Origin of the sequence: Aquitalea palustris, assembly GCF_003693445.1 — a bacterium.
Lineage (GTDB): Bacteria > Pseudomonadota > Gammaproteobacteria > Burkholderiales > Chromobacteriaceae > Aquitalea > Aquitalea palustris.
Window position 1 is genome coordinate 67,740 of the sequence record NZ_RFAR01000026.1, and the last position, 12,430, is coordinate 80,169.

General features: G+C 48.6%; 12 protein-coding genes. 5 read left to right on the forward strand and 7 right to left on the reverse strand.

The window, feature by feature from the left end:
* Positions 1–25 precede the first annotated feature (25 nt).
* From EAY64_RS07840 to EAY64_RS07860, 5 genes are all read left to right on the forward strand, one after another.
* Entirely contained in the window at positions 26–1,714 is a 1,689-nt protein-coding gene (locus EAY64_RS07840) for a hypothetical protein (RefSeq protein ID WP_147456201.1), read from the forward strand.
* Positions 1,715–1,785: 71 nt separating this feature from the next.
* Positions 1,786–2,721: an NAD-dependent epimerase/dehydratase family protein gene (locus tag EAY64_RS07845; RefSeq protein WP_103524224.1), complete on the forward strand. Its 936-nt coding sequence runs from the start codon at positions 1,786–1,788 to the stop codon at positions 2,719–2,721.
* A gap of 2 nt (positions 2,722–2,723) precedes the next feature.
* A complete protein-coding gene (locus EAY64_RS07850) occupies positions 2,724–4,013 on the forward strand; it encodes an NAD(P)/FAD-dependent oxidoreductase (protein WP_103524225.1) in 1,290 nt (429 codons plus the stop codon).
* On the forward strand, positions 4,010–4,411 hold the full coding sequence (locus EAY64_RS07855; RefSeq protein ID WP_103524226.1) for a GtrA family protein: 402 nt from the start codon (positions 4,010–4,012) through the stop codon (positions 4,409–4,411). Before EAY64_RS07850 ends, EAY64_RS07855 begins: the two co-directional genes overlap by 4 nt.
* Positions 4,412–4,418: 7 nt before the next feature.
* Positions 4,419–5,360, forward strand: coding sequence for a lysylphosphatidylglycerol synthase transmembrane domain-containing protein (locus EAY64_RS07860; protein WP_103524227.1), 942 nt, complete (start codon positions 4,419–4,421; stop codon positions 5,358–5,360).
* Positions 5,361–5,384: 24 nt separating this feature from the next.
* On the opposite strand, the gene EAY64_RS07865 is transcribed toward EAY64_RS07860, so the two are convergent.
* The 7 genes from EAY64_RS07865 to EAY64_RS07895 all read right to left on the reverse strand — a co-directional run bounded on the left by EAY64_RS07865 (position 5,385) and on the right by EAY64_RS07895 (position 12,429).
* Positions 5,385–6,191, reverse strand: coding sequence for a glycosyltransferase (locus EAY64_RS07865; protein WP_103524228.1), 807 nt, complete (start codon positions 6,189–6,191; stop codon positions 5,385–5,387).
* 1 nt (position 6,192) lies between these two features.
* A complete protein-coding gene (locus tag EAY64_RS07870; RefSeq protein ID WP_103524229.1) occupies positions 6,193–7,083 on the reverse strand; it encodes a glycosyltransferase family 2 protein in 891 nt (296 codons plus the stop codon).
* Positions 7,084–7,169: 86 nt separating this feature from the next.
* Entirely contained in the window at positions 7,170–8,090 is a 921-nt protein-coding gene (locus tag EAY64_RS07875) for a glycosyltransferase family 2 protein (RefSeq protein WP_103524230.1), read from the reverse strand.
* A 122-nt stretch (positions 8,091–8,212) separates the two neighbouring features.
* A complete protein-coding gene (locus EAY64_RS07880; RefSeq protein WP_103524231.1) occupies positions 8,213–9,202 on the reverse strand; it encodes a glycosyltransferase family 2 protein in 990 nt (329 codons plus the stop codon).
* A 26-nt stretch (positions 9,203–9,228) separates the two neighbouring features.
* Complete coding sequence (locus tag EAY64_RS07885; protein WP_103524232.1) at positions 9,229–10,557, reverse strand: MATE family efflux transporter; 1,329 nt, start codon at positions 10,555–10,557, stop codon at positions 9,229–9,231.
* Positions 10,541–11,572 (reverse strand): GDP-mannose 4,6-dehydratase, encoded by a 1,032-nt coding sequence (locus EAY64_RS07890; protein WP_103524233.1) that lies wholly within the window; start codon positions 11,570–11,572, stop codon positions 10,541–10,543. Before EAY64_RS07890 ends, EAY64_RS07885 begins: the two co-directional genes overlap by 17 nt.
* Positions 11,569–12,429, reverse strand: coding sequence for an NAD-dependent epimerase/dehydratase family protein (locus EAY64_RS07895; RefSeq protein WP_103524234.1), 861 nt, complete (start codon positions 12,427–12,429; stop codon positions 11,569–11,571). The genes EAY64_RS07890 and EAY64_RS07895 overlap by 4 nt, the downstream gene beginning before the upstream one ends.
* Position 12,430: the final 1 nt, after the last annotated feature.

The window sequence follows — 12,430 nt, forward strand, 5'->3', positions numbered from 1 at the left end:
AAAGTATACTAGCGAAAGACATTTTGTGATAAAAAATAATAATGTAGAAGGCCCGCGGTGGCTGTTGCGTATCCTTTTAATTACCTCGTTGCTGATGCTGGGCTTGGCTATTCTTGGTGGGATTTATAACTATACGGCCGTTCCTTATTGGGATATGTGGAATGGTACTTTGGATTTTTTGTTGAAATTGCAGCGTGGAGAATATGCTGTCTGGTGGGGGCAGCACAATGAGCATCGCATCTTGTTGTCAAGAGTGATATTTTGGCTGGACTCTGCTTTTTTTGGTGATGCGAGTATTTTTTCAGAGCTGGTGAATTATATTTTTGTATTTGGCTCGGCGGTTTTTTTTGTCTTTTATCTCAGGGCGCTCTCGCGGGATAGGCAGTTGCCAAAGACCTGGGAACGTATTTTTTCCCTACTGTTGTTCTCCTGGATTTTTCTATGGAGTCAGGCTGATAATTTCTATCAGGCGTTTCAGTCACAGTTTGTTCTCGCTCAATTATTGCCTTTGATGTCTTTTTATTTTTTTGCCAAGAGTGTGGATGAGTCACGCGAAAAGTATTTTTGGTATGCCATGGTTTGTGCATGCCTTGCATTGGGAACCATGGCGAACGGGGTATTGGCGCTGCCTTTGCTATTTGTTTTTTCCTTATTCTCAATGAAGTCAGTGAAATATTGTTCGATTGTGCTTTTGTTCGCCGTACTTGGCATTGTCGCCTATTTCTATGATTACCACTCTCCGTCAGGTAGTGGTACATCCTTGTCGCTCTTGCTGACACATAAGCAAAAATTGCTGCTGTACGTGCTGACTTATCTGGGTAGCCCATTTTATTACCTGTTTCTTGGTGCCATGCCTGCCGCCATCTTCAGTGGTGCGGTATTCATTCTGCTATTCGTACTGGTTGTGCTGCGAGTACTGAAGGATACACAGCGCCATCCATATATGTTGGCACTAGTGTTCTTTGTGATTTATATCTTGTTGACAGCATTGGCCACTGGGACGGGAAGGTTGATGCTGGGGGTCGAACAGGCACTTGAGTCGCGCTATACCACGCCAGTCTTGATGGCCTGGGCTGCAATGGCTTTGTCGCTGGGGCGTGTTGTGACTTGGCCGGATTGGTTTTTTCCGACCGGGCTGAGTATTGGCATCGTGTTGCTGGTTCTGTTGATGTTGTTGTTACAGTTCAAGGCGCTACGTTCGGCTAACAGAACCTCATTCATCCGCAGCCATGCTGCTCTGGCATTGGCGATGGGGGTGAAAGATGATGATATGATCCTCAATCTTTTCCCCGATCCGGCATATCCACGGTTGTTACTTCCCGGGATAGAGCGCGGCGGTATTTCCATTTTCTCTCGTGAGCCTTTGGCCAGCATGCGTAGCAACATCGGTCGGTCTGCCAGCATCACCGCTAACCGCCTCTGTATTGGTGCTGTCGACCATGTTTATCAGATGCGCGATGAGCCGGATTACTTGCGCTTTGATGGTTGGATATTTTCTCTTGCTGATCAGCGTGTTCCTGACAGGATCACGGTGCTTAATCAGCAGGGTTTTATTGTCGGCTATGCCGAAATAGGCTTGGCCCGTGACGATGTCAAGGCAAAATATGGGGCCGCTGCGCTTTATTCTGGTTTTGGTGGATATGTCCGGAAATCCTTGATGACCCGATCTCTGACGGCCATCGGATCCAACCCTGAATGCAAGCTGGTCATGTAATTAATTTTTCGCAGCTGAAATGACATGAGCGGTATTGTGCTCCGATGAGTGGAGTGAATAGGAATTGAATCATGAATAGTAAAATAATTTTGCCTGGTGGTGCTGGTTTGGTAGGTCAGAATCTGGTAGTGCACCTGAAAAGAGCGGGTTATACCAATCTGGTGGTGCTGGACAAGCACCAGACCAATCTGGAAATCCTGCGCAGCCTGCATCCTGACATTATCGTTGAATATGCCGATCTAGCGGAGCCGGGTGAATGGGAACGTCATTTTGAAGGTGCGGCAGCACTGGTAATGTTGCAAGCACAAATCGGTGCTCCCACGCTGGAACCCTTTATTCGTAACAACATAACCTCCACCAAATATGTGCTGGCGGCCATCAAGCGCTACAACATTCCCTATACCGTGCACATCAGTTCATCCGTGGTGGAGTCGGTGGCGAATGATGACTACACCAACACCAAAAAAGAGCAGGAAGAAATGGTGCTGGCCAGTGGCATCAATTGCGTGGTGCTGCGCCCGACCCTGATGTTTGGCTGGTTTGACCGCAAGCATCTGGGCTGGTTGTCGCGCTTCATGCAGAAGGTGCCGCTGTTTCCCATCCCCGGTGATGGTCGCTATATGCGCCAACCGCTCTATGTCGGCGATTTCGCCAGCATTATCGTCAGCTGCCTGAAGTCTGGTATCCACGGTCAGGTTTTCAATATCAGTGGCCGGGAAAAGATCGACTATGTGGATATCATCCGCGCCATTCGCAAGGCTGTCGCTGCCAGGACCATGCTGTTGCACATCCCTTATGGCCTGTTTTATGTCCTGCTGAAGATCTGGGCCCTGTTTGACCGCAATCCGCCCTTCACGGCGGACCAGCTCAAGGCACTGGTGGCGCATGACGAATTCGAGGTCATTGATTGGCCGACAATTTTCCAGGTGACACCAACGCCATTCAGCCAGGCTGTGGATGCAACTTTCAACGACCCGCAATACAGCCGGGTAGTACTGGATTTCTGAGCATGAACAAACAACGCATTGCAGTACTGGGTGCCGGCCCGATGGGCTTGGCCGTTGCCTATCAACTGGCACGGGACGGGCATGTGCCTGTTCTGTTCGAAGCAGATGACCGGGTCGGTGGCATGACCGCCACTTTTGATTTTGACGGCTTGGATATCGAACGCTACTACCACTTTCATTGCATTTCCGACCACGCCTTCCTGCAGATGCTGGATGAGTTGAATCTGGGCAGCAAAATGCAATGGGTGGAAACCAAAATGGGCTATTGGTTCCAGAACCGCTTGCAGCCATGGGGTAATCCGCTGGCCTTGCTCAGTTTCAAGGGGCTGGGCCTGGTGGCGAAGTTCCGTTATGGCCTGCATGCCTTTCTCTCCACCAAACGTAACGATTGGAAGCCGCTGGATCATGTCGAGGCGACTGGCTGGATACGCTGCTGGGTAGGAGAAGAAGCCTATGAAGTTCTATGGCGGCGCCTGTTTGATTACAAGTTTTACGATTACAGCTCCAACCTGTCTGCCGCCTGGATCTGGAGCCGCATCCGCCGCATCGGGCGATCACGCTATAGCTTGTTCCGTGAAAAGCTGGGGTATCTGGAGGGTGGCTCGGCGACCTTGCTGCAAGGCATGCACAATGATATCGCGGCGCATGGCGGGGAGATTCGTCTGAGCACACCGGTGACGCGCGTCGTCATGGAGGGCGGCGAAGTGCGCGGAGTGGAGACTGCTACGGGCTTCGAAGCTTTCGACAAGGTCATCAGCACAGTGCCGCTGCCGTTTGTTCCCAGAATCATGCCGGACCTGCCTGCAGACATCCTGCACAAATTTCAGCAAATCAAGAACATCGCCGTCGTCTGCGTCATTGCCAAGCTGAAAAAACCGGTAACGGAAAACTTCTGGCTCAACACCAACGATGAGGAAATGGACATTCCTGGCCTGGTGGAATACAGCAATTTGCGCCCGCTGGATCAGCACATTGTCTACGTGCCGTTTTACATGCCGGGTGAACATGCCAAGTATGCCGACCCCGATGATGTATTTCTGGACAAAGTGAAGCGCTATCTCAAGAAGATTAACCCGGCGCTGCAGGACGACGATTTCATCGCCATGCACGCCAGCCGTTATCGTCATGCACAGCCGATCTGCGATCCGGGTTATCTAGAGCAGTTGCCGCCGGCTGCCTTGCCGGTACAAGGTCTGTGGGTGGCAGATACCTCGTATTATTATCCGGAGGACCGTGGCATTTCCGAGAGCATTGCTTATGGCCGGGCATTGGCGCAGAAGGCTGTGGCATGATCCGTCACTTCATGTCGCGTCAGTTTCTGGTGTTCCTGCTGACCGGGGGATTGGCTGCTGCGGTCAACTTTGGCTCGCGCATCCTGTACAACCGCTGGTGTGACTTCTCCACTGCCGTGATCCTGGCCTACCTCACCGGGATGATCACGGCCTTTGTATTGGCCCGCCTGTTTGTTTTTAAGCAAAGCAGCCAGTCCATGCAACGTTCGGTACTGTATTTCACCCTGGTCAATCTGGTCGCGGTGATACAGACCTGGCTGATCAGCATGGGTCTGGCGCTCTACCTGCTGCCCATGCTTGGGGTGACGCACTTCAGTCGTGAGATCGCCCACGCCATCGGGGTGGCTGCCCCGGTGTTCACCAGTTATCTGGGACATAAACGCTGGTCTTTCCGCTGAAACAGGCATGAAGCTGAGTCGACCACTACTCGCCTTTGCCGCACTGACTGCCTGTTATCTGGCGGCCTTGCTGATTTCGGATGCCCGGCATGACATGTTTGCCCGTTTGCCGGTGCTTGCCAGCATCATGCCGACACTGATGGGTATGGCCTTTTTGTCATTTTTCCTGCGTTATTTGCGTTGGAATTACCTGTTGAGGCGTGCTGGGCATGCGCAGCCATTCTGTTTGGGTTTTTGCATTTATCTGTCCGGCTTCGCCTATACCGCAACACCAGGCAAGGTAGGGGAGCTAATCCGCATCCGTTACCTGCAGCGACTGGGCATTCCGCACGAGCAGGTGTTATCGGCCTTCATCTATGAACGGGGCTGGGATTTGCTGGTGGTCCTGCTGCTGGCCATGCCTGGCATGCTAGGCGCGCCACTGTTTCCGGTGCTGGCCTTGTTTGTTGGTGCAGTGTTGCTGGTGCTGGCCATCCTGATGAGGCAGCCACGCTGGTTGGGGCGCTTGCATGCGAGACTGCGCTGGTCTCGCTGCTACCGGCTGTATCGGCTGGTGCGCCTGTTACGTCGCGGCATACGCGGTGGCGTGCGCTGGTTGGGATGGCAAGACATGACCGTTGCCGCCTTGGCGGGCCTGGCGGCCTGGGCACTCACGGCCACGGCCTTTGTCTGCTTGGTGGAGTCCTTATCCCCCGGCATGTCCTGGTGGGCTCTGTTTTCCAGTTACCCATTGGCGATGCTGGCGGGGGCGGCCTCCATGTTGCCTGGCGGCATTGGCTCAACCGAATCAGTCATCGTAGCCAGCCTGCTATGGCACGATGCGTCGATGGCAACAGCAGTGTTGGCTGCCGTTGGCATCCGCTTTGCCACCATGTGGTTTGCCGTTTTGCTGGGGATGGCCGCCATTGTGCTGGCTGAGTGGAAGCTGCCAGATCATCCCGCGCATTGAAGCTCCAAGCTGCCTGAACACCATTCAGCGCCGCGGCAACTGCGCCAGGCATGCCTGGTTTAGCTGGCAACGTGTCTGGTCGAACAGCCAGCCCCACTTGTTGAAATACTGCACGGCCGAGCGGATGTGAGCTTTCAGTAATTTCCTGTCGGTATACGATGCCTTGGCAAAATGATGCGTCACGGTCATCGCCGGCAGATACAGATTACCAAAGCGCACTGCACAGCGACGTGACAGATCAACATCCTCCATATACATGAAGAAATGGTCATCAAAGCCGTTCAGCTCCAGCAGCGCTGTGGCGCGGAACAGCATGAAGCAGCCGGATAGCGACGGAGCAAAGAAGGCTTTGTCAAAGTCGGCGTGGCGCAGCATATAGCGCTGGTCCAGCTTCTCCGCTAGGGGGGGCAGAAAACGACGGGCAAACAGATTGGCCGGAGTAGGCAGCAACTTGCACAGCTCTTGCTGTGTGCCATCCGGGTAAACGATGCGCGGCATGAACAAGCCTGCTGTATGCCCACTCAGCCCAGTTAGATAACGGTCCAGGTCCGCACTGTGAAACTGGATATCCGGATTGCAAACCAGAAAGTAATCCGCTTGTCCGGCAAATGCCCGTATGGCTTGATTGTGACCATGGCCATACCCACCATTACGGTCCGAGCGGATGTAATGCACCTTGGGCAGCGCCAGTTGTCCGGCCCATTCACAGCCGCCATTATCCACCAACACCAGACCATGCAGGCTGCTGCAACCAAGCAGCGCATCCATGGTGGGTTTCACACCCTGGTATTGATGCTTGTACAGCACGATGGATGCAAAAAGCTTGGGCATTTCAGTACTTTCCATTCAGTCCATCCTTCAGCCCACGCCACAGTGAACGCACATAAGCCAGTTTGTTCTGCCCAAACAGAATCAATACCATTTGATGTACCAGATTGAAGGTAATCTCCCGAACGGCAAGCAAGGTTGGAACATGCGGCATCTTCAACAGGAAAAAGGCATTGCGGATACGGTAATAGCGGCGGAATGCACTATGCACTGGCACACGCCACCTAAATAGTTTTAGCGAGTTATCACCAATGGCGTGCTGCATTTTAACCTGCGGATTCACAAAGATGACGTAGCCTTTGGCGTGGGCACGCAGGCACCATTCAGTATCGACATAATCAATGAAAAAGCGCTCATCCATCGGGCCTATGTCGCGCAGGGCATCTACCGCAACAAGGCTACCGGAGGAGATGATCAGCGATGCTGCGAAAGGCTGCTCCAAATGCTGCGTATCAATTTTTGTGCGTCGGCCATGACGGTTAATATTGACAATCTTGTAATGAAAACCGTGTTTCTTGTCGACAAAAGCAGGACCCAGCGCGGCGAGTCGTGGCTGCACTGAGCGGATGTGTTCAAATTCCCTTACTTGCTGCTGGATGAAAGCCGAGTCAATGGTGCTGTCCTGGTCGAAAAACACCACGTAGGCATAGTCATGATCCAGTGCAAATTGAGTACCGACATTCTGGGCATGGGCAATACCAGTATTTTCCTCAAGGAAAAAGACCTTAACAGCTGCCGATGTAGGGTAAATGGAACTAATCTGCTCCTTGTTTCCCGAATTGTTATCCACAAGGCAAACCGATACACCACAAGCTAGCAGTTGGTCTGTCAGCCTTTGCAGGTTTGTCGGCTCTGGATTAAAGCTGACAATGACGGCACAAATGTCATTTTTCATTATTCAATTATTGTGGTTGGTTACTACATATTGCTTTGAGTAGATATTTCACCGGATGCATGCTTGTGGAAGGTCTGATCTGGTAGCTACCAATATAGAAATTTTATAAAATCAATAAAAGAAAATTTGCCTTTATTGGGTTTGATATTCTTGTATTGCCAACAATAGATCAATGCCGCCTGCGGATGCAGCATACCTTGACTCAAACTACGGTGGAAGCAGATTGCTTGGTGCAATATATGCTGTTCTGTATGGTCAAGTTGACTTGGATTGATAGATGAAAGGTTATTCAATTGCTTCTGGGCAATTTTTCGCCTTAATCCTTTTTGCACAAAGCCTATTTTTTCACACAAACCAGCTTTTTGATTGGCACCGGTATCCTGATTGGCATGCTGCCGGTATCTGACCAGTGCTTCATCCAGAAAGCGTACCCCATTGCCTTGGGCCGCACATAGTGCCAGCCACCAGTCATGATAGGCAATTCCATCCGGAAAAGGCAGAGCGCGTAACAGGATTTTCCTTCGTATTATCGCGGTACATCCAGTAATTTTATTGAAAAATAGTAATTCAGCAAGACTACTACTTGGACGTTCATTCACTTTCCAGATACGGTTGATGAACTGGCCGTTTTCATCAATCAGACTACAGTTTGAGTGAATCAAATCAGCATCGCCGATATGTTCCAGCAAGCGTTCAATCTTGTTGGCTTCCCAGATGTCATCCTGATCACACAGCGCAATGTAATCACCCTTTGCTGCTTTCAGACCCTCTTCGAAATTTCTGACAAATCCCATATTACTCGGATTGATCCGGATGTGGATCCGGGGGTCGGCAACCTGCTTGGCAATGGCTACGGTGCTGTCGGAAGAGACATCATCTTGAAAAATGATTTCAATATTTGAATATGTTTGCTGCCTGATGGATTCAAGTTGTTGTGCCAGATATTTTTCACCATTATATGTGGCAACAATAATCGAAACCAGTGGCTGAATTTTCTCATTTTCCATATTTTAGCATGCTAGCCAGGAAAGTTGTCGGCGAAAGATATTCCGTAGATCAGGGTAATTTTCCATTTTTAGCTGTTTTAATTTTGCCTGCTATTGGGTGCGATTTTGAAATTAATCGATAATTATTTGAAGTGGGATGATGGCTTGATACCAATTTTACCGAAAATGCGTTTGGTAAATTTTATAATTGAAATGGGAAATATTAAGATAGGGTATAGGGTGAGCCAGGCAATCGGTATCGCATAAGTGTATCTTGTCAGGTTGCGAATGTTTTCAATGGATAGACTGGCGGTGCTATTCAGTTTTGCTGAGTAGACGCGGAATATCAGGTCGCGCAGGATAGACTTTCTCGCAATTCTCTTAAGGCAAGATCGGTCAAATCCCATTTGCACTGCAGTTTCAGTTAGTAATTTGAACCATTGATAACCAAAAGCATAAAATATGCGGTAACTGCCTGTGTATTGACTTCTGATGAGAATGATCGGGGTTGATCCGATAATTTTTTTCTCAGAAGGATTGTTGGCTAGTAGGGCGTACAGGGTGTACGTGAGATAAATATCAGTACCAATGTAATCTTCCCGGTTGTGGATATTGATCCAGTGTTCGCGTTTGAACAGGAATGAAGAAATAAATGTTGCCCAAACCCATATTTTTTCTATAAAAATATTGTTATCTGTTGTAATGATATCCTGATCGGTATCGATAACTTTGGATGTTTTCCCCTCAAGATTCAATGGTTTGGCGTTCAGGAAGTGAAAGCAGAAATTTTGTTGGTTAATTTTGTTCAATACGTAATCAATGGCATTGTCAGCAATGACATCATCGTCGGATAGCATCCATACATATTCACCATTGCTTCTGTTGACTACCTGATGAATATTGCCGTCAATACCAAGATTTTTTTCGTTGCGAAAATAATGAATTTCCTTTCCATATTTTTCGGATGCGGAGTGGATAATATCTTCGGTGTTGTCAGTAGATGCATTATCCGAAATGACAATTTCAATCTGCGCATCCAAAATCGCATCGCTTGCGAACAGGCGATCCAATGCTCCTTGTAGGAATTGTGATCTATTGTAGGTTGGTATGGCGATTGATAGTTTCGGGCTCATGTGCAGTGTGTCCGCAATATTTCAAATTATATTGATTGTAAGTTATTAAGTTCTTTCCGGGTGAAGAAGGTCAGCCCGGGAATTGCAGTCAAAATGAAGGAAAGACAAAGTCCCATCAGGATGCCATTAATGCCATAGCGGTTGGCTAAATTCCATTGACAAAGAAAACCAATCATTGCTTGTATAGGGGTGATGATCCACAACGGATTTGTTTTGTTCAGACTTTGTAGCACCATGGCATAGGTATCCGAATAAATTCGGATCAACAGGTAAAAGCCAAATATGCTAATCGTTGTCAAGCTAACGCTTAATGCGTGCTTGGGCGTTAATGTATTGATGATTACGTCCTTGAGTCCAATAAAGCATATGACTCCAAGTAGTGCTAGTGTCATGCCAACAGTAATATATCGCTGAATGGCGATTTTCATTGCTGGGAATTTCCTATTTATACGCATTTCAACGAGTGCAGGCCATGCGGCTTGTAATAGCGCGGCATATAAAATAAGAATGAAGCTGAATATTTTTGTTAGTATCCCATAGGCAATAATGTCATTGCTGGAAAGCTTTTGGGAAATGACAATGTAGTCTGTCTGCAGGGTGATGGTTCCAACTATTGAAAATAGCCAAAATCCACTCCCTCGTTTTAAAAGCGCAAAGCCTCTATTTTTCAGTGTGCTGATACGACATGTCTTGATGGCAGACCAGGTTTTCCCCGCCAGAACCAAGGTCGGAATCATGGCTGTCGGTAGATAGTATAGAAAAATTGATAGAGTGAGGCTTGGATGTGTACTGACTGCTCCAAAGATGATTACCAGCATCAATCCTGCGATAGTCGCTGCGGTTTGAACCAGATTTGCAATCCATCCATTATGTTCGGCAAACCATATTTTATATGAGACACCACCTATACAGGTCATGCCAAACAAGACTAATGATAGATAAACAGTATTGGCGTAATTTCCTGTGGGCGTTGCGTTTTTCAGGTAATGGGTCGATAGTGCTGATGCAAGCGGCCACGCTACCAGCAGAAAAATACTAAGCAAAATGAAGCAGCATATCCCAGCGCTGGCGATCCAGTCGGTATAGTTCTTTTCTTGGGATTTATACTCGGTAATGTAATTTTGAAGGCTGGTGCCAATACCCATGTCGGTGAGCGCAACCCATGCAATCATGGCCGAGATCAGCGTAAAAACAGCATAGTTATCAATGCCAAGTTGCTGTATCAGATAACGGATACTGATGATCTGTAAAAATGCAGATAATAGTCGGCACAGCCAGGATGTCGCTGCAACAAAAAGATGAGGGGGGATTTTTGTTGTAGCGACCAAATCAGCTATCTTATTTATTTTTTTCATTCAGTGATCTTACCCACTCGACCATTCTGTGGATGCCATCTGTTGCAGAGACTTTGGGTTGCCAGTCGAGCAAATGCTGTGCTTTTTTATGGTTGGCGACAAATACAAGCTGATCGCTTTCTCTAGGTGCCAGTTTGGTATAATTTAGCTTCTGGCCGGTAATTTCCTCTAGAAGGTTGAATAATTCAAGCAAGGAAAGACTGTTGTCGATTCCGCCACCAATATTGAATGCATTGCCACGGGCGGAATCAATTTTTTCCAGTCCGGTAAAGTAGAGGCTGACCATGTCATCGGCATGCAGTACGTCTCGTACCTGTTTGCCATTTCCAGAAATGGTAAAGCTGTGTGAAGGGTTTTGAATGGTTTCGATTGCTTGCTGGCAAAACCAGCCAATCCATCCTTGATCATAGGTGGAGAACTGCCTGCCTCCATACATGGACGAGTGGCGGAATACCATGGTCTTCAGGTTGAATATTCTGGCATAGTCCAGCATGTACTGGTCAGCACAACCTTTTGAGCAGCCATAGGGTGAGTGGAAATCAAGTGTTACCTGCTCATCGAAACCATCAGGAAAGTCATTGCAAATATAGCGTGTCGAATTTTCGGTATAGCCGAATTGTGCCAGGTCGCCGTAAACCTTGTTGGTTGATGAGTAAAGAATGGCGGTTTCCGGGCTGAAGTCACGGACGGCTTCCAGTATATTGTGTGTGCCCAGTGCATTGATTTCGAAATCCTTGCGGGGATTCGCAATTGATGTAGTCATTGCCACTTGACCCGCAAGGTGGAAAATGGCATCGGGCTTATTCTGACGTACGGCCGTAGCAATATCATTGCTATTACGAATATCCGCATGAATAAAATGAATCTTGCCTTGCTGTTGTAGCCAGGCAAGATTCTCTGTACTACCTTGACGAGATAGATTGTCTAGGATCGTCAGCTCATCACCGCGTCGTAATGCTTCTGCTGCCAAATTGCTACCAAGAAAACCACACCCACCCGTAATCAGTATTTTCATTTCATGGCCTTAAATGTCTTTTCAATTCCGTCAATGATATCCGTTTGTGCTTTCCAGCCAAGTTTTTCAATTTCGGTATTATTGGCTACGGATAACATGGTTTCATTTTTCCGGTAGGGAATGGCACCAAACTGTAAATTGGTACTGCTGCAGCTTAGTGTGTGGATCAATTCGACCATTTTCCTGATGCTGATCGTCTTGCCTGAGCCAACCGAATACTTCTTGTAATATTGATTATGTGAGCTGTTGAGAATTGTCAGATAGGCTGCGATAACGTCATCGATATAGATGAAGTCGCGCTCGGCCTCTCCTTTAGTCAGCTTGAGCTCTGGAGTATTCTTCAACAAGGAATCCATGACATAGGTCATGAACTTTGTCGTGTCATCGCCTGGTCCGTATATGTGTTCCAGGCAGATGTCAACAAATCGAATTTTCTCCTGACCTGCAAAATAGGCACCCCAGTCGGAAAATTGAGCCTTGCTGAGTGCGTAATAGTTGAGGTCGCGTGGCAAGGAGCTGCTGGTGTTGATGAACAGTTTTACACCTTTGGCAATGGCACGGCTCAATAATGAGAGGGGCTGGTTCAGATTGCTGTCCAGCACAGCCGCTAAATCTTCGCCTTGCCTGCCATAGCAGGTCGCGGTGTGTATTACGCATTCCACATCAGGATGGGTATCGAATACATCTGGCGCGCCCTCAGAGCAAATATGCCAAGAGGCCTGTTTGCCAGCCTCTCCCGCCCGATCCCTGTCGCTACTCGGTCTAGCCAGTGCCACTACCACATGGCCCTGCTGCTGCAGGGTGGCCAGGAGATTTCGCCCCAGAAAGCCGGTGGCACCTGTCAGCAGAATTTTCATG

Excerpts from the sequence above, each read along its gene's own strand:
- EAY64_RS07845 (WP_103524224.1), top strand. The coding sequence starts at position 1,786 with ATGAATAGTAAAATAATTTTGCCTGGTGGTGCTGGTTTGGTAGGTCAG.
- EAY64_RS07850 (WP_103524225.1), top strand. The coding sequence starts at position 2,724 with ATGAACAAACAACGCATTGCAGTACTGGGTGCCGGCCCGATGGGCTTG.
- EAY64_RS07855 (WP_103524226.1), top strand. The coding sequence starts at position 4,010 with ATGATCCGTCACTTCATGTCGCGTCAGTTTCTGGTGTTCCTGCTGACC.
- EAY64_RS07860 (WP_103524227.1), top strand. The coding sequence starts at position 4,419 with ATGAAGCTGAGTCGACCACTACTCGCCTTTGCCGCACTGACTGCCTGT.
- EAY64_RS07865 (WP_103524228.1), bottom strand. The coding sequence starts at position 6,191 with ATGCCCAAGCTTTTTGCATCCATCGTGCTGTACAAGCATCAATACCAG.
- EAY64_RS07870 (WP_103524229.1), bottom strand. The coding sequence starts at position 7,083 with ATGAAAAATGACATTTGTGCCGTCATTGTCAGCTTTAATCCAGAGCCG.
- EAY64_RS07875 (WP_103524230.1), bottom strand. The coding sequence starts at position 8,090 with ATGGAAAATGAGAAAATTCAGCCACTGGTTTCGATTATTGTTGCCACA.
- EAY64_RS07880 (WP_103524231.1), bottom strand. The coding sequence starts at position 9,202 with ATGAGCCCGAAACTATCAATCGCCATACCAACCTACAATAGATCACAA.
- EAY64_RS07885 (WP_103524232.1), bottom strand. The coding sequence starts at position 10,557 with ATGAAAAAAATAAATAAGATAGCTGATTTGGTCGCTACAACAAAAATC.
- EAY64_RS07890 (WP_103524233.1), bottom strand. The coding sequence starts at position 11,572 with ATGAAAATACTGATTACGGGTGGGTGTGGTTTTCTTGGTAGCAATTTG.
- EAY64_RS07895 (WP_103524234.1), bottom strand. The coding sequence starts at position 12,429 with ATGAAAATTCTGCTGACAGGTGCCACCGGCTTTCTGGGGCGAAATCTC.